Source organism: Clostridium frigidicarnis, from assembly GCF_900111985.1.
Classification (GTDB): domain Bacteria; phylum Bacillota; class Clostridia; order Clostridiales; family Clostridiaceae; genus Clostridium_Z; species Clostridium_Z frigidicarnis.
The window spans coordinates 1-17626 of the sequence record NZ_FOKI01000018.1 but is presented as its reverse complement, the minus strand read 5'-3'; the positions used below and the strand labels follow the sequence as shown (position 1 = coordinate 17626).

Here is a 17626-nt window from a genome sequence, read left to right as displayed (position 1 = left end):
ATTTTAGAAATCTTCCTTAGAAGATTTCATCCTTCACTCTCAACTCTCCACATTCAACTTTCAACTAACATCAAGCTCTAGACTCTCAACTCTAAACTTTAATATATCAAAATTTTATATGATACTCACAATTTATGTATTTCTTAATATTATAAATATATAGTGTTATTATTACGGAGGTACTTATTGTGAACGGAATGGATATGAGTTTACTATTTCAAAAGATGAATGATCCAGTTTTCGCAAATGAATTTACTAATATAATGAATGAAATTCAATCTATACCTGGAATAAATGAAAAAATGGCTAGAATAAATCAAATGCAAGATCAGGAACAACAAGTTAGGGCTATGCAACAAATACCTGGTTTAGCAGATAAAGTAGCTAGACTTCAAAACCTAATGAATAGATAAGTTAATACTACTAAAAATGACTATGAAGATTATTTCTTCATAGTCATTTTTGTATACTATTTTTCCACTTCTTAAATTGAATTCAATAACTACATATATATTTCATTAATTTATTCCAAGCAAAAACTCCACGCACAACTTGTACCCTTAATTTGAAATTCATTACTTAACATTTTGAAATAGCATATCCTCAACCGTTTTCAATGCATGGTTAGGATCACATAGAACATTAGGTACAAATATTCCTTTTTCACATTTTTCATTTAATATATCATAAAAAGATTTAACTTTTATTGTCAATATTATATTAGAATTAGGTAATTTATAAAACTCAAAAATTCCTCTTTCATTCATAGAGGCAGTATTAACACCAACTGTAAATACATTTTTAATATGTTTACTAATAAATATTAATGCTTCTCCTAGTCCCTTAGTATTATTATCAATAAGCATAAAAACCTTATTGTCCTTTATTGAGTATAAACAATCCAATATATAATAAAATTTATTATCCATTATATATTTTCCATATCCTCTTAAGTCCACTATAATTATTGGATTACTAAGTAGCTCTGTAATATTTTTTGTTTCATCAATATTGTTTCTCATATTTATTATAGGTATATTAATGTTTTCTTTTATGTCATAACAAATATTTTCATCATGTCCTCTAAGATCGTTTAATTTTATACTTTCATCATCTATAAATCTAAATTGTCTATTTATTAATTGTTCTAAATCCCAGCATGTTATTGTTTCTATATTCTCAAACTCATATAATAAATTTTTCTTTATACACTCAAAAACTTGCTCTCCTCCAAATTTATTATTCTCTCTATATGTCTTATCTAATATATTAAAAAATATGTTTAAATCTTCTAGTGCTTCACTTTTACTTATGAATTTTTTATAATCTAACTCATTTTCCTCTAAATCATCTAAACATAGATTTTCATTTATACTACTCACTAAATTGCAATAATTAAAATACTCATTAATTGAGCTCTTAATATCTATTAATTTTAGATTTTCCTCATTTAAATCAACAAATATGTTCACCCTATACTCCCCCCACTATTATAAAATTTTAAATTAACCAAACCTTCATTTTCAATTCTCATAATATAATCTATGCTTAAAATTCAACTATTAAAACTATTTTTACAAAAAAGGCTCCAACCTTTTTTATTGACAAGTTATGAGTGATAAGTTAGTGTTGAAAATCACAGATTTTCTTTAATAATGTCTTTTTATTTTAAAAATCTTCTTAAGAAGTTTCCTGTTAAAAAGCTAAAACTAATTTTTTCTCTAAAAAATCTAAAATAAAAAATTTAAAATCTAAGTTTTTGAGAACAAAGTAAACAAAAACATCCCTAACTTATCACTCCATTAAGTTTTTTTGATTTATCCACAGATTCAACTTGATTATATATTCCTTAGGTTTATAAATATATTATTTTATAGTAGTATATACTTAATAACTTTAAATTTTTTAAGGGGGATTTAATATGAAAATAGACTTGCTTTACACAGTAGAAATGATGAAAAAGTATTTAGATATCCCTAGTCCTACTGGCTACACAAAAATTGCTTTAGATGAAGCAAAAAAAGACTTTGAAAAATTAGGTCTCAGTATAACTTACACAAAAAAAGGTGCACTAATAGCTACAATGATTGGAGCAAATACTAATGAAGAAGTAACTATATCCGCTCACATAGATACCTTAGGTGGAATGGTTAAAGAAATTCTACCTGATGGTAAAATAAAAATGGTTAAAGTCGGCGGTGGGCTTTTTAATTCCATAGAAGGTGCTAACTGTAATATTATAACTAGAAAAGGATCATTTTTAAGAGGTTCTATAGTTCCTATAAAAGGATCAACTCATATATTTGGAAGAGAGGCTATATCTAATATACCTAGAAATGAAGATACGATGGTAATAAGACTTGATGAAAGAATATGTAATAAAAATGATGTTCTTAATCTTGGCATAAATATTGGAGATTTTGTTGATATAGATACTAATTTCGAAGTTAGTGAGAGTGGATTTATTAAATCTCGTTATATTGATAATAAAGCTGCCGTAGCTATAGTTTTTGAAATCTGTAGATACTTTAAAGAAAATAAAATTGTTCCTAAATATACAACTAATTTTATAATAAGTAATTACGAAGAAATTGGTCACGGAGTTTCCTTTATTCCTTGTAAAACTAAAGATTTTATAGCAATGGATATAGCCCCAGTTGGACAAGGTCAAGCATCTAGCGAGTATTCTGTAACCATAATAGCAAAAGATAATAAAACAGTTTATGATTATGACTTAAGAAATAGTTTGATCAATATATGTGAAGATTACGGAATTGACTATACAGTTGATATATTTAAAAGCTATAGCTCTGATTCATCACAAGCTATAGCAAGAGGATTTGATTGTGCTTGTGCTTGCATAGGACCTGGAGTTGATAGTTCTCATCACTATGAAAGAACTCATATATCATCTTTAGAAAACACGTTGAAGCTTCTTATAAACTATCTTCAAACTGAACATAAATAAAATATTAATTTTTATTCTAAATCAATAAAACAGTTTAAAACTTGAATTAGTACTATGGAAAAATGTAAGTAGGTTTGTGTAAAACAAATCTACTTACATTTTTTGCATGTGTAACTGGTATTTATGATGACAATACTCTATAACAATATTTTTTTATCCCTTCTTCTAGTTATCTAGTCTTTACAGTATAGTTAGTTATCTAATACATTCTATTATATTCTCTAGCCTGTATTTCATACTAATACTAGTATTTCTATTAGTTATACTTTTGATTTTCTCCTTTATTCCCCTCTAGGACTTTTTATATATTCTTATATGTTATTGTAATCTGCATATCTAAAAAATTCATAACCTCTTTTTAAATTCCATATTGTTTTTATTCAAGTGTATTTGAAGGCACATCCATAGAGTTGCCAATGCTGCGCATACTTAAAACTGAACCACTCTCTTCATCTATTACTACTATAGCACCACGTACTATAGCACCACGCTCCATAGCATCACGGTCTTTTTGCATTTGTAGTTCTAACTCTCTCATTTTTGAGTTATATGATGGATCAATACTTTCTACTCTTTCCCTATTTACATTTTTATCCATATCTAAAAGATAATTTTCTGAAATCTCCGCAAATGCCTTTGCTGAAAACAGCGAAGCTCCAACAATAACAAGAAGTACTGCACCTGCAATTATTCCTTTTTTCTTTGTCTTTAAATTTAACATACTTTCAACTCTCCTTTTTATTTTATTTAATTCCTTATTATTAAATTGTGATGCAAAAATATTAGAGGATAATTCGTTACCATGTTTTATGCTGTCTAGTAGTGTAATAGCATATTCCTTTTTTTCACTAAAAGTAGAATATCTTAAAACAGATTCATCGCAAGACAATTCACATTGTTCTTCAAAGTATTTTCTTAAAAGATATACTAATGGATTAAACCAATAAATTGATAAATCTATAGCCATTAATAATCTTAATATGTTATCTTTTCTTTTATAATGAATTAATTCATGTCGAATTACCCATCTTAGTTGCCTATTATCATAATCAACATTAGGCAAAATAATTGTAGCTTTAAAAAAGCCTATTAAAGCTGGAGATGATATTCCCTTAAGTTTTTTAATTTCAATGTTTTTATTAATACCTAAAGCCCTCTTTTCTTCATGAAAAACACCTAATATATTGTTATCTTCAACATCCTTTATGAGGTATTTAGCCTTATAATTAAATGACAGATACCTATAAAAATAATAAATTAATACACATATAGACATAATTAACCAAATCATTAAAATTAAAGATGGATAATTGACTTTATTGGAAACCATATGTTTAAAGTCTATATTATTAACCACATTGGTTGTCGTAATCTTTTTATAAATGTGTATAGGTATATTTACCGAGATGCTTTTTATTAATAGCATCCTACTCATTAGAATTATTGAAAGTATATAATTGAATTTATGAGAATATTTTTCTAGCTGTCTATTTTTAAGTAGTAATATAATCAATATAAAAATACTTGATAAAATACTTGTTCTAACCAATTCTTTTAACATATATCCATACCTCTAATTACTTTTTTTCTATCCATTCTTTTAATTCTTTTATATCTTCATCAGATATATTTTTAGTCTTTTGTAGTGTTGAAATAAGTCCTGTTAAAGATTTTCCATGTAAAAACTTAAAAAAATCATCTGTTTCAAACTCTAAATACTCCTCTTCTTTTACTAAAGGGCTATAAAAATTTAGTCTTCCAATTTTTTTTGCTTCAATAAATCCTTTATCAACAAGCCTTAATGTTGTTTTAGATGTTGAACCAAAAGTCCAGCTACAGTTTTCATTCATAAATTTTGCTATATCTTTAGCTGATACCTCATTAGAACTACTCCAAATAAATTTCATAATCTGTAATTCTGTTCTAGGTAACTTTTTCAATTCCAAATTAACATCTCCTCTCTACATTAATATAAACATTATCTCTATTTATATATTTTAAAACCTACTAGACAAATGTCTTGTTGTTATGTTACTAGACATTTGTCTATTTGTCAACATGTAGTTAAGCTATTATTTATATAAACCTAATACCAAATTACTCCTTTATACCAGGCAATAATAAAACCTATAACTTTCTACTTTCAAAGTTATAGGTTATCTATATATAAATTATAATACTACGGGGGAAGTGTAAGTATTATATATTGTTAGATTATTTATTATTTATTATTTAAAGACCAGGATTTAATGCCTTATATATCTTCATTGATTTTTCTATTTTAGGAACATAATACTCTTTAGCATAATCTTTCATTCTGTCCTTATTCTCATCCTTTTCATATCTTATACTCCATTGTTGTACTATTTCACTTATATCATCTTTATCAAATTGTGACATAAATACAGCTCCTAATTTTATAGATACTTCTGGTTTTGCTAAATCAGAAGGGTTAAAGTCCTCTATACCTGCTTTCTTTGCTAAATCTATTGCAAATTCATCTCTCATATTTAAGATTCCATTACTCTTTCCTTTTTCATAATCTCTATTATCAAAATTTGTTTCAAACTTTATAAGGGATGCTAATGCATATTGATTAACATCATATTCCTTAGAATATTTTTTTATGTCTTCTTTATAATTTATTGGATATAAAACAGATTTTGCTGCTAATACCCCTCCTGTCAGTATAATCACTAGTACTATAATAATTGATATTATTTTTTTCATTTATATTTCCTCCTAGCTGAAGCTTATAGTAATATTTTAATAAATTAAGACAAATGTAACCATTGAACCATATTACATTTAAATATGTTTACCTTACACTTTTGTAATATTATTTTAAATATATGTAAATTATTTATTTTTCTTACATTTAATTTAAAAAAATATTATAATTATTATATAGGAGTTATATTTATCTCATTTGGATAATTAATATATGACGAAACAGTAAAAAACTTGGGCCTTGTATGATTAATAAAATTCTGAATATTCTTTATAATTTGTTATCCTTCACAACTTTATATATAAAAAGGCATTTGAAATTAGTATTAAACTAAAATCAAATGCCTTTTTTATACTTATACTATTTTTTAATATTCTTCAGGTTTGTTTTCTATGCCTGTAAAATTATTGTTGTTTTTTTCATTTGTTAATGAGTCTATTTCATCTTTAACAATATCAGTTCTGTATGCAGATATTGCCCCTGAATTTATAAATGCTTGGTTTTTCATTAAATCCTTTAAAAAACTATTTTTTTCTTTATCCTTCATAAAAATCACCTCTAAAATCTTTCATTACTTATATTGTTTCCTTAATCAGTGATTTATATAGATTATTTATAGTTTTTTCTATAAATCAAAATAAAGCTATAAGAATGTACGTCTACACTCTTATAGCCTTATTTTTATGTTAAAACATTAGTTTTTCTTTTTACTATTTGCAACTTCTATTCTTACTTTTCTTCCGCCTTGGAATTTTTGACCCATACATCCATCCATTATATCATCAACAGTGTTTTGAGTTGCATCTATAAATGCGAATTTTTCCATTATATCTATATCCCCAATATCACTGTTTCTAACATTAGCGTTAGCTGATAAGAACTCAAGTAATGCCTTTGGATTAACATTATCCATTCTTCCTACGTTAAAGAATAATCTTACGTAGTTTCCACCACGGTTTCCACCTCTATTATTACTTCTACGTCCTCTGTCTCTATCTCTATCTTGATAATTATCATCACTTTGAACATCTAATGATTGCTCTGTATAATCAGATGATACCTCTTTACTATATATCATATGAGTAAGTGCTGCTGCAACATCTACTAAGCTATATTCATCATCAAGCTCTGAAACTAAAGGAACAAACTTCTTGTATTCTTCTGCTTCTAAAGTTTCTTTTATTCTGTTGCATATATTTTGATATTTAGCATTAAATATATCATCTATAGTAGGAACTTCTTTTCTTTTTATCTTACCCTTTGTAGCTCTCTCTATTTGCTTTAAAGCCATGTATTCTCTTGGAGTAACTAATGTGTAAGCTAAACCTTCTCTATTTGCTCTTCCTGTTCTTCCTATTCTATGAACATAAGACTCGTTATCTTGTGGAAGATCATAGTTTATAACGTGAGATACATTCTCAACATCTATTCCTCTAGCAGCCACATCTGTAGCAACTAAGAATTCTAGATTTCCTTCTTTAAACTTTCTTAAAGTATTTACTCTATGGTTCTGAGTCATGTCACCGTGCATACCTTCAACACTGTATCCTCTAGCTTGCATAGATTCAACAACTTCATCTACGCCTCTCTTAGTCTTACAGAATATTATAGCAGCTGTTGGCTCATCAACATCTAATACTCTACATAAAGTTTCAAATCTATCTTTATGCTTTATTTCAAAATAATATTGGCTTACAGTATTACAAGTTATAGTATTTTTTACTACTGATATCTGTTGAGCTTCTTCCTTCATGTAATTTTTAGCAAGCTTTCTAATTTCATTTGGCATAGTAGCTGAGAATAATAAAGTTTGTCTATCGTGATTAGCATCTTTTAATATTGCTTCTATATCATCAATAAATCCCATATTAAGCATTTCATCAGCTTCATCTAGAACTAAGAATTCTATTTCACTTAAATCTAAGATACCTCTTCTTATTAAGTCTAATACTCTTCCTGGTGTTCCAACTATAATGTCTATGCCTCTTCTTATAGATCTTATTTGTCTATCTATTGGTTGACCACCATATACTGGTAATATACTAGTTCTTGAATGTTTCGCAATTCTAACTAATTCATCATTAACTTGTATTGCTAATTCTCTTGTTGGTGCTAAAACTAAGCACTTAACATTTTTTCCCTCATGTGATATTGAACTTAAAACAGGTGCTCCAAATGCTAGAGTTTTTCCTGTACCTGTTTGAGCCTGACCTATAACGTCACTTCCTTCTAATAATACTGGTATTACTTTTGCCTGTATCTTTGAAGGCTCCTCAAATCCCATGTCATTTATTGCCTTAAGTACATCATCATTTAATCCTAAATCGCTAAATTTTATGTTTTCCATTTAAAAACCATCCTTATATAAAATAATATATAGGTTAGCTAATTACAATTTGTTGATTTACATTACATAGTAAAATAATGTTTTTACATGTGTAATGTAAACCAACAAATTACCTTAACAAAACCTATACTCAAAACGCACTTGTTTATTATGCCATTAATATACGATTTTTGCAACACCTATTAATAATTTTTCTCAATTTAATGATAAATATACATGAAATTTCTTTAATTTTGTATTAAATTAAAAATACTACCAATTCGTTTTCATTTTTCAGAAAATTCTATATACAGATATTATTTTCCAAACAAAATACAAACTTATGATTATATATATTATTGTAAACATTTTTATATATATTATTAGATTTTTTTCAACAAAACGCCTCCATTATATATATGGAGGCATTCTCTATATTACTTATTTTTCAATTTTCTTTTATTTTTTATTTGTTCATATATTTCTAATATAAGATTTATAAGTGGCCATGAAACAACCACAAAAAATATAGCTATAAAAATATATATTAAATCAGTTATTGAAAATGAAAATAATCTTCTTGTAATTGGAAAAATAAATGTAATTGAAAATATTCCTATCATTGCTGATACCATACCTAGTTTCCAACCATTTAACGGATATGATACCCTTGTTAAAATAACTAAACTTATTCCTCCAACTATTATTACAGCTAATGTTCTACTTTGACCTACTGGTATTCTATGTATAAATCCTATAATACTCATAGCAACTACAGCTAAAGTTATAACACATCCATTTACAATAGAAACACTTAAAACTCTCTCTAAAAATCCACTTTTAACTCTATCCTTATTAGGTCCTAAAGCTAAAAAGAATGAAGGCAGACCTATGGCTATAGCTCCTATTAAGCTTAGCTGTATAGGTTGCATAGGATATGGTAACGCTATTATACCAAAAATTAAAGATAATAAAATTGAGTACACTGTTTTAGTAAGATATAAGTTAGAAACATTCTCTAAATTATTTATCATACGTCTTCCTTCTAATACAATCTCAGGCAATGCACTAAAATTAGAATCTAATAATACTAATTGTGACACTGCTTTTGCTGCATCACTTCCTGAAGCCATAGCTATCCCACAATCAGATTCTTTTAATGCTAGTACATCATTTACACCATCTCCAGTCATACCAACTGTATGTCCTTTAGATTTTAGTGCATTTACTAAAGCTTTCTTTTGATGAGGGGTAACTCTTCCAAACACAGTATTATTTTCAATAATTTCAGCCAATTCTTCTTGGCTCTCTGGTAAAGTTCTTGCATCTATATAACTTTCTGCGTTAAAAACGCCTGCTCTCTTTGCCACGGCTGCAACAGTTACTGGATTATCACCTGATATTATCTTTATTTCAACACCTTCTCTTCTGAAATACTCTAATGTACCTGGTGCCTCTTTCCTTATAATATCTTCAATTAATAGTAGTGCTGCCTTATCTATATTTTCTGGAAGATCTTCTGTTAAACTTTCATTATTTAAACTAGCAAGTAATAAAACTCTTCTTCCCTTTTGAGCCTCTTTCTCAACATCATCTCTTATTTCTTCATATCTATCTTTTAAAATCATTTCAGGTGCCCCTAAAACCCAAGCACCTTCGTTTTCAAATTCTACTCCACTCCATTTTCTTGCTGAGGAAAATGGTATATTAGATTTCAATTTATAATTTGGACATTTAGGATACTTATCTAAAATTGCTTGCTGAGTAGGATTTGTACTTGGAAAAGCACCAGATAAAGCAGCTAGTATATCTTCAATATCTTCAATTGAATGTGTGCCCATTGGTACAATTTTTTCAAGGTTTAATTTTCCTTCAGTTATTGTTCCTGTCTTATCTAAACACAATACATCAACTCTAGCTAAAACTTCTGTCGCCGGCAATTCTTGTACCAACGTCTTCCATTTAGACAGCCTTACTATTCCAACTACAAAGGTTAAACTTGTTAAAAGGACAAGCCCCTCTGGAATCATTCCTACAATTCCAGCTGCTGCACTGATAACAGCATCTTGCCATGTTACTTTTGTAAATAGTATTTGAGTTGTTATAAGTAATGCAGATATTGGAAGTATAAGCCATATTACAATTTTTAATATCTTATTTACTGAAGTTTGAAGTTCTGATTTTATCTTTTTAAATTTCCTTGCTTCCTCTGCAAGTTTTGCAGCATAAGTATCTTTTCCAACTCTTATAACCTTTGCATATCCATTTCCTCCAACGATAAAGCTTCCAGATAAAAGCTCATCACCGCTCTTTTTAATTACAGAGTCTGATTCTCCTGTAAGCATAGATTCATCTGCCTCAAATTCGTTTTTATCAATAACTATACAGTCAGCTACAAGTTGCATTCCTGGAACAAGAATTATTAAATCATCTATAACAACATCTTCTAGATTAATTTCTTTTTCATGCTTATTTCTTAGTACTTTTACTTTAGACATATTTAATACTGAAAGTTTCTCTAAGGTAGCTTTTGCCCTTAACTCTTGTACAACTCCTACCAATGTATTAGTTATTATAACCCCTGCAAACAATGAATTCTTAGGTGAACCAGCTATAATTACGACTACTGCTAACACAAGGTTTATTGCATTAAATAATGTAAATAAATTAGCTCTAATTATTTGTGATATAGTCCTTGAAGGAGCTTTGGGTACTACATTACTTTTACCCTTTTGAACCCTTAATTTTATCTCTTCGTCGCTTAACCCTGTTAGACAATCACTATCTAATTCATCATTTACATCTATATCATTATTAACCATATATTTTCCTCCCACAAAAATCAAACTAAAATATTTAATCACACTATATTATTACCTAAACTACTAGTTTTAAGCATATTAGGCACATGAAAGAAAATAACAAGTCCAAGATGCCATGTGTATTTTGTATCAGGCAAGGAAGTGATATTAGTTCATAGCATAGACTATGGGCTAATATCGCTGACGAAGTATGCCACAAAATAGACTAGCATACTGACTTGTTATTTTTTTGAGTGTGCCTTATTTCGTTGATAACTATATTATACAGTACCTTCGTTTTTTTTATTGTTAAGTGTACCTTAAATTCGCCTTACAATAATGATATATTTAAATCATCATCTAAAATTTTTCATAAACCATTAAAACGCATAATATTCTTACTATTTAACATTATATTACATCATGTTTAAAGGCGTAGCTACTCTCATAACTACGCTTAAATTCTATCTATTTTGCTAAAATTTTTTATATTAATTTAAAAAGTTATTTTTTTAATGTGCCTTAATCACATCTTCAAATCTAGCACTTATAACTTTAATTAAATCACTTGGTAAAAGCTCTATCTGCATTCCTATCTTACCACCACTTACTATTATTTTTTCTAATTCTTTAGCTGTATTGTTTATAAATGTACTATAAAGCTTTTTCATTCCTACAGGAGAACACCCTCCTCTTATATATCCTGTATACTTATTTATATCCTTAACATTTATCATATCTATTTTCTTTTCACCTACAGCCTTTGCTGCCTTTTTAAAATCTATTTCTTCAGCTACTGGTATTACAAAAACATATATTTCTTTGCTCATTCCTTGTGTTACTAATGTTTTATAAACACTATTAACATCTCTTCCTATTTTCTTTGAAACAGAAATTCCGTCTATCTTTCCATCATTGTTTTCATAAGTTATTATATTGTAGATTATATTCTCACTATCTAATATTCTCATAGCATTTGTTTTGCTTATTTTCTTTGATCCCATTGATCTTCCCCCTATTTTCTTAACTGGTTTTTATATTATTTAATATTTAATTCTATTTTAAAGCTATTTAACTTTTTCTCTGAATTAAATGTTCTTTTGGGAATAACATACGCGTTATTGTTTGAAACATATATAAATATATGATCTTTTGTTTCCTGTATTTCATTTATATCTCTTATATTATTTTTTATGTACCCACTTGATGTTTTCTCTATTATCTCACCATTTTCTATGTTTATATTATGCATACCTATAAGCCCACTGTTTATACTCTTATCTAACATTCTATTTATTTTTTTTACTATGCTTCTGTCAAAAGCTTTATCATAAAATAAAATCCAAACTACCCAAAATAGTGGACAAATAATATATAAGATATTAAATGTTTCCTTTTTTAAAATCCATATTGCAATAGGTATTATCAAAAACATTAGTGATATAACATACCTTTGCATAAAAATAGTCTTTTTTATTCCCTTTGAATTTTTAACATGATACATATTAAAGTCAACATAATCTTCTTTTGTTAATTCATAATTTAATTCCATTCTTTTCTCTCCTTGCTTTTATCTTATGGTTACCACCTATAGATTAATTTCATCTAATATTTAGCTTGTGGAAAAAACACCTCTGAATTAATATTCTTTCTATATATACTAATTATTATTATAGTTAAAATCAATAAATATGTATAGGATTGCCTTTAGACATCTAAAAATATAATAAATTACACATTACAAAAGTGTAAGTTAAACCTTCAAATTTGTAATTTAGTTAAATGGTTTTACATCCTTCTTAAATATATAATGAATACATAAGATAGTTAATCAAACACAAAACAAATTTAAGGAGGAAAAAGTTATGTTAAAGAAGTTTTTAAATAAGATTTTCAATGGGGAGTTAACAAAAGAGGAGAAAGTTTCAGATAAATCAATATTTAATATGGACAAGGATTATGAAATTGAAGCTATAGAAGCCCTTCAATTTATGCAAATAAGCTCAATAGGATAATTATATGTAGGTGGTGACTTATGTTTAAAATATTAATTAAATTATTTAGTAACAAATCTAAAGATGCTTATATTGAAAAGAGTATTAATTCTAATGTTGAAATCATTGAATTAATAAATAGAATAGAAAAAAATCTTATGAAATAATTGGAGAAATTTATGGACACTATAAATTACTTAATAATGTAAACACTATTATATATGGTAAATATATGATAGTGTTTTTTGTTTTTATATAAATATAGTCCTATTTTAATTTTTTTTAACAGTATATAACTTTATGCTTCTAAAAATTTTTAACTAAAATTTATTTTAAATTCACATTAACTTTTGATTTTTTTGTCAAATTTCCAACTATTTATTTTAAAATTACTATATCATAAGGAAACCTTTTTTTTATTTTTTTACCACATATGGTAATATTATATATAAACATGAATTTTCTTAATTTTCAGTTTTGAGTAGGGGTGAAGTATAGTGCTTTTAAAAAATGCTACGTATCTAACTAAGGATATGAAATTTACAAAAGGAAATATCTTTATAGATGATGAAACCTTAAAAATTACAGATAACGATTTCAAGTATGATGACACAAATTCAATTAATTGCGATGATTTTATTATATTACCAGGTCTTTTTAATTCTCATTATCATACACCTTCAAATTGTTTTAGAGGTATATTCAAAGATATGACAATAAATGATTGGTGCAAAGATAATTATATCGGTAAAATACACACTAAATTTTTTGATGCTTTAAACGAAAAACTTCCATTAGCTGATTACAAAGTTCTCTGTATAAAAAGTTATGTTGAGTTAATAAAAAAAGGAGTTACTTTTATAGGAGATTCACCGGTATCAAACAGGCCATCTCATATTCTAGCTGATATAGTTAGAAATCTTGGAATAAAATCCTGTATAAATGCAGGTGACGATTATGAGAACCTGCGTTTTAAAAACGATACTCAAGTTAAATTTTTTGCGCATCTTCCTGAAGAAGCAAAGATTGATGATGACTCCTTGTATGATGCTACTAAATTAAAGTCTTCATTAAACCCACCATTATCTACGCATTGCCTAGAATCATTAGAATGCAAAAATAGTATTTTAGATAAATATAATTGCTCTACTATAAAATTATTTAATAAAAATAATCTTTTAGACAATAAGACCGTTCTATTTCACTGTGTTCACATTGATAATGAAGATATTGAAATATTAAAGGAATCTAAAACTAGTATTGTTAGCTGTCCTATTACAACATTAAAATCAGGTTCTGGAGTTGTAGATATGAAAGCTTGTTTGAAAAATAATATTAATATAGCTCTTGGTACCGACTGGGCATTCACTGATATTTGGGACGTAATGAGAGCTGCTTACTTACACCTTAAGGTTAATTCATCAATGGATGAATTCTCAGCTGAATCTGTACTTAGAATGGTTACCTTAAATGGTGCTAAATCTTTAGGTGTAGAAAATGAGACAGGCACTATAGATAATGGCTATAAAGCAGACTTGATATTCTTAAACAAAAATGATTCTAGATTATATCCAATCATTAATAATGAAAACTTTTCAAATTTAGCCCAAAATATACTAATGGAAGGCAATGAAGATATGGTTGTCCATGTAATGTGCAATGGTAAATGGATTGTACGTGACAGAAAGTTTCTTTTAATAGATGAGGAGGAACTTGATTTTAAATATGAAAATATACTAAATTCAATAGTATCATAGGTTTAATTATTTTAATTTAATACATTAAATTTCTTATCAAATAAAGTGCAGCTTTAATAGCTACACTTTATTTAAGTTCTATATTAACTTTCAATTTCGCATTCCTAAACTTGTCACTTAATAACACATTGAGTAACATATACATTGTTACCTAGCTTACCTTTACAAACTCCTTCTATAGATACATCATCACCTGCATTAATGTTAGACAATTTTTTATCTGATGAGCTAACCTCACAAACTATAAGTTCATTATTTAATGTTTTTATATTTATCTTAATTTGATAAAGGTTTTTGCTAACGCCATCTACAGTTCCATTAATTTTAACTGTTTTATCCTTAAATATTTCATTAGCTTTAGGTTCGTCTTCTTTATATAATTTCATTATTTCTTCAGGAGATATTGATATAAATCCATCATCACCATCATTTGCAAGTGCATAAATATTATTACTAAACATAACTAAAAACACTGATGTAATAATTAGCGTGAAATTTTTAATAAATATCTTCATAAAAAATCCTCCTTAGGCACATGAAGGAAAATAACAAGTCAAAGATGCTATGTATATTTTGGGTCAAACGAGGAGGTAATATTCGTTCATAGTAGAACTATGGGCTAATATTACTGACGCAGTATGACACGAAATAGACTATCATACTGACTTGTTATTTTTTTGAATGTGCCTTATACTATTTGAATATATTTTTACCAATCATATAATAATATATTCAAATTAATTGTATAAAGAGGTTTATTTTACTTCTTAGTATTTGATTAAGATACTTCCTTATCCTTAAATTGTGATTGATACAACTCATTATATATTCCATCTTTATTTAACAGTTCTTTATGACTTCCTCTTTCCTCTACCCCGTTACTTGATAATACTATTATTTCATCAGCATTTTTTATTGTTGATAATCTATGTGCCACAACAATCGTAGTTCTTCCTTTACTCAATTCTTCTAGGGATTTTTGAATTAAGTATTCAGTAGCATTATCAAGCGCTGATGTTGCTTCATCTAATATAAGTATTGGAGGATTCTTCAAAAACACCCTAGCTATGGAAAGCCTTTGTTTTTGTCCACCTGATAATTTAACCCCTCTTTCACCTATATAAGTATCATATTTTTCTGGTAATGACATTATAAAATCGTGAATACTTGCCCTTTGAGCTGCTTCTATTATTTCATCCTCTGTAGCTTGTATATTTCCATATAAAATATTTTCTTTTATGGATCCAGTAAACAAAAATACTTCTTGTTGTACTATTCCTATGTTTTTTCTTAAAGATTTTAATGTAACATCATAAATACTTTTTCCATCAATTAAAATATCACCACTTGTAGCTTCATAAAACCTAGGAATCAAACTGCATAAAGTTGTTTTTCCTCCACCTGATGGCCCTACTAAAGCAAGCATTTTTCCTTTATTTATAGTTAGTGATAATCCATTTAATACATTTTCATTATCTTCGTAATTAAATGTTAAATCTTTTAATTCTATCTCTCCTTTAACATCTTCAAGTTCTAATGAATCTTCCTTTTCCTTCTCAGGTTTTTCGTCCATTATTTCCATAAATCTTTGGAATCCTGTCATACCTGATTGATATTGTTCAGTAAAATTTATTAGCTTTTTAACTGGCTCTGTAAACATTCTTATATATAATAAATATGCTGCAAAATCTCCCATATTTATATATTGTTTAAATGTAAAATATCCTGCTGCTATTAAAACAACTAAATCTAATATATCCATTAAAAAGTTCATTCCTGAATAATATTGTCCCATAACTTTATAGGCAAATTCTCTAGCTTTTTTAAATTTAATATTATTATTATCAAACTTTTTAGCTTCATGATTATTATTTGTAAAAGCTTTAGTTACTCTTATTCCAGCAATACTATTTTCTATATTTGCATTTATTTCACCAGTTTTTACCCTTGTTTCCATGAAAGCATGTTTAAGTTTCAATCTCTGGTTTATTAAATACCAAACTAAAAAAGGTATTATTGAGAAAACTATTAAAGTTAACTTAACATTTATAGTACATAATATACTAAATGAACCTACTATCATTACTATAGATATAAATAAATCTTCTGGACCATGATGGGCAAGTTCAGATACCTCCATAAGGTCATTCATCATTCTAGACATTATTACCCCAGTTTTATTGTTATCAAAATAGTTATTAGGTAATAGCTGCAAATGATTAAATAAATCCCTTCTCATGTCTGCCTGCATTCTAACTCCAACTACATGTCCCCAATATTGTAAAAAATAATTCATTCCTGCCTTAGCTATATTTAATACTAGAAGAAATATAGCAAATGTAGCCAGCATCCTAAACTTTTGATTAGGTATTATGTCATTGATTATATTTCTTGTAAGCATTGGGTATATAAGATTACATACCGAAACAAGAAATGCACATATTAAATCCAATATAAATAATTTTTTATATGGCTTATAGTATTTACTAAAAGTCTTTATCATTTAGCTGTCCCTCCTTAAAATTAATCCATATATTATATATTAAAGCTTTTATAAAATATATTAAACTAGATTCACCACATTTAATTAAATTCTGTTATAGAACAGAATTTAATTAAATAATATTACTCTGCATAAACAAGAAAAAAGGCTACGCCCTTTTTTAATTAACAATTGAGAATTGACGATTGACGATTATTGTTGAAAGTCACGGACTTCATAAATATAAAGTTGAAGGTTGAGAGTGGAAAGTTGAAAGTTCAGGTTGAAAATCACAGATTTTCTCTAAATTATATTTTTTAAATTTTAAAATCTTCCTTAGAAGATGTATCCTTGAATTGTCAATCTTCAATCGTCAATTTCTTAAACTCTTGCAACTTGCCACTTGTAATTTTTCACTTATTAAAGTTTTCAATTAAAAAATCTATATATTTTAATAGTTATTAAAGTTATCCACAGATTCGAAATTTTATAATATCCTACTAAAGTAAAAAAATTCAACTTATATAAGTTGAATTTTTTATAATATATATCTTATAAATAATAAAA

The 17626-nt window shown here is 27.1% G+C and carries 16 protein-coding genes; 5 read left to right on the top strand and 11 right to left on the bottom strand.

Going from position 1 to position 17626, the window contains the following annotated elements; translation table 11 throughout:
- Nucleotides 1-188: 188 nt before the first annotated feature.
- Nucleotides 189-413 (top strand): hypothetical protein, encoded by a 225-nt coding sequence (locus BM119_RS11640; protein WP_090041664.1) that lies wholly within the window; start codon nt 189-191, stop codon nt 411-413.
- A 162-nt stretch (nt 414-575) separates the two neighbouring features.
- Here BM119_RS11640 and BM119_RS11635 read toward each other — a convergent pair whose 3' ends face one another.
- A complete protein-coding gene (locus BM119_RS11635) occupies nt 576-1472 on the bottom strand; it encodes a hypothetical protein (RefSeq protein WP_090041663.1) in 897 nt (298 codons plus the stop codon).
- Between the two features lie 449 nt (nt 1473-1921).
- Here BM119_RS11635 and BM119_RS11630 point away from each other — a divergent pair, with 449 nt between their 5' ends.
- Nucleotides 1922-2968: a M42 family metallopeptidase gene (locus BM119_RS11630; RefSeq protein ID WP_090041662.1), complete on the top strand. Its 1047-nt coding sequence runs from the start codon at nt 1922-1924 to the stop codon at nt 2966-2968.
- A 376-nt stretch (nt 2969-3344) separates the two neighbouring features.
- Here BM119_RS11630 and BM119_RS11625 read toward each other — a convergent pair whose 3' ends face one another.
- From BM119_RS11625 to BM119_RS11590, 8 genes are all read right to left on the bottom strand, one after another.
- The gene (locus BM119_RS11625) at nt 3345-4529 is read right to left on the bottom strand and encodes a M56 family metallopeptidase (RefSeq protein WP_090041661.1); all 1185 of its coding nucleotides are present in this window, start codon (nt 4527-4529) and stop codon (nt 3345-3347) included.
- Between the two features lie 16 nt (nt 4530-4545).
- Nucleotides 4546-4914 (bottom strand): BlaI/MecI/CopY family transcriptional regulator, encoded by a 369-nt coding sequence (locus BM119_RS11620; protein WP_242948420.1) that lies wholly within the window; start codon nt 4912-4914, stop codon nt 4546-4548.
- A gap of 286 nt (nt 4915-5200) precedes the next feature.
- A complete protein-coding gene (locus BM119_RS11615) occupies nt 5201-5698 on the bottom strand; it encodes a lysozyme family protein (protein ID WP_090041660.1) in 498 nt (165 codons plus the stop codon).
- A 368-nt stretch (nt 5699-6066) separates the two neighbouring features.
- Complete coding sequence (locus tag BM119_RS11610) at nt 6067-6246, bottom strand: hypothetical protein (protein WP_090041659.1); 180 nt, start codon at nt 6244-6246, stop codon at nt 6067-6069.
- Between the two features lie 147 nt (nt 6247-6393).
- Nucleotides 6394-8046 (bottom strand): DEAD/DEAH box helicase, encoded by a 1653-nt coding sequence (locus BM119_RS11605; protein WP_090041657.1) that lies wholly within the window; start codon nt 8044-8046, stop codon nt 6394-6396.
- Between the two features lie 416 nt (nt 8047-8462).
- Entirely contained in the window at nt 8463-10847 is a 2385-nt protein-coding gene (locus tag BM119_RS11600; protein WP_177199403.1) for a cation-translocating P-type ATPase, read from the bottom strand.
- A gap of 491 nt (nt 10848-11338) precedes the next feature.
- On the bottom strand, nt 11339-11830 hold the full coding sequence (gene ybaK, locus BM119_RS11595; RefSeq protein WP_090041656.1) for a Cys-tRNA(Pro) deacylase: 492 nt from the start codon (nt 11828-11830) through the stop codon (nt 11339-11341).
- A gap of 35 nt (nt 11831-11865) precedes the next feature.
- Entirely contained in the window at nt 11866-12378 is a 513-nt protein-coding gene (locus tag BM119_RS11590) for a YcxB family protein (protein WP_090041654.1), read from the bottom strand.
- A gap of 313 nt (nt 12379-12691) precedes the next feature.
- Here BM119_RS11590 and BM119_RS19905 point away from each other — a divergent pair, with 313 nt between their 5' ends.
- The 3 genes from BM119_RS19905 (at nt 12692) to BM119_RS11585 (ending at nt 14577) form a co-directional block, all read left to right on the top strand.
- Entirely contained in the window at nt 12692-12841 is a 150-nt protein-coding gene (locus tag BM119_RS19905; RefSeq protein WP_177199402.1) for a hypothetical protein, read from the top strand.
- Nucleotides 12842-12861: 20 nt separating this feature from the next.
- Nucleotides 12862-12987: a hypothetical protein gene (locus BM119_RS20425; protein WP_278336796.1), complete on the top strand. Its 126-nt coding sequence runs from the start codon at nt 12862-12864 to the stop codon at nt 12985-12987.
- A gap of 330 nt (nt 12988-13317) precedes the next feature.
- The gene (locus BM119_RS11585) at nt 13318-14577 is read left to right on the top strand and encodes an amidohydrolase family protein (RefSeq protein ID WP_090041650.1); all 1260 of its coding nucleotides are present in this window, start codon (nt 13318-13320) and stop codon (nt 14575-14577) included.
- Nucleotides 14578-14690: 113 nt separating this feature from the next.
- Here BM119_RS11585 and BM119_RS11580 read toward each other — a convergent pair whose 3' ends face one another.
- Together BM119_RS11580 and BM119_RS11575 are read right to left on the bottom strand one after the other, a co-directional pair.
- Nucleotides 14691-15092: an OB-fold protein gene (locus tag BM119_RS11580; RefSeq protein ID WP_090041649.1), complete on the bottom strand. Its 402-nt coding sequence runs from the start codon at nt 15090-15092 to the stop codon at nt 14691-14693.
- Nucleotides 15093-15355: 263 nt separating this feature from the next.
- Nucleotides 15356-17080 carry an ABC transporter ATP-binding protein gene (locus tag BM119_RS11575; RefSeq protein ID WP_090041644.1) on the bottom strand — a complete coding sequence of 575 codons (1725 nt, stop codon included), beginning with the start codon at nt 17078-17080 and terminating at the stop codon, nt 15356-15358.
- Nucleotides 17081-17626 lie beyond the last annotated feature (546 nt).

What these genes read in the sequence shown, in the direction of transcription:
- BM119_RS11630 (WP_090041662.1), top strand. Translation starts at nt 1,922, where the DNA reads ATGAAAATAGACTTGCTTTACACAGTAGAAATGATGAAAAAGTATTTA.
- BM119_RS11625 (WP_090041661.1), bottom strand. Translation starts at nt 4,529, where the DNA reads ATGTTAAAAGAATTGGTTAGAACAAGTATTTTATCAAGTATTTTTATA.
- BM119_RS11615 (WP_090041660.1), bottom strand. Translation starts at nt 5,698, where the DNA reads ATGAAAAAAATAATATCAATTATTATAGTACTAGTGATTATACTGACA.
- BM119_RS11610 (WP_090041659.1), bottom strand. Translation starts at nt 6,246, where the DNA reads ATGAAGGATAAAGAAAAAAATAGTTTTTTAAAGGATTTAATGAAAAAC.
- BM119_RS11605 (WP_090041657.1), bottom strand. Translation starts at nt 8,046, where the DNA reads ATGGAAAACATAAAATTTAGCGATTTAGGATTAAATGATGATGTACTT.
- BM119_RS11600 (WP_177199403.1), bottom strand. Translation starts at nt 10,847, where the DNA reads ATGGTTAATAATGATATAGATGTAAATGATGAATTAGATAGTGATTGT.
- ybaK (WP_090041656.1), bottom strand. Translation starts at nt 11,830, where the DNA reads ATGGGATCAAAGAAAATAAGCAAAACAAATGCTATGAGAATATTAGAT.
- BM119_RS11590 (WP_090041654.1), bottom strand. Translation starts at nt 12,378, where the DNA reads ATGGAATTAAATTATGAATTAACAAAAGAAGATTATGTTGACTTTAAT.
- BM119_RS19905 (WP_177199402.1), top strand. Translation starts at nt 12,692, where the DNA reads ATGTTAAAGAAGTTTTTAAATAAGATTTTCAATGGGGAGTTAACAAAA.
- BM119_RS20425 (WP_278336796.1), top strand. Translation starts at nt 12,862, where the DNA reads ATGTTTAAAATATTAATTAAATTATTTAGTAACAAATCTAAAGATGCT.
- BM119_RS11580 (WP_090041649.1), bottom strand. Translation starts at nt 15,092, where the DNA reads ATGAAGATATTTATTAAAAATTTCACGCTAATTATTACATCAGTGTTT.
- BM119_RS11575 (WP_090041644.1), bottom strand. Translation starts at nt 17,080, where the DNA reads ATGATAAAGACTTTTAGTAAATACTATAAGCCATATAAAAAATTATTT.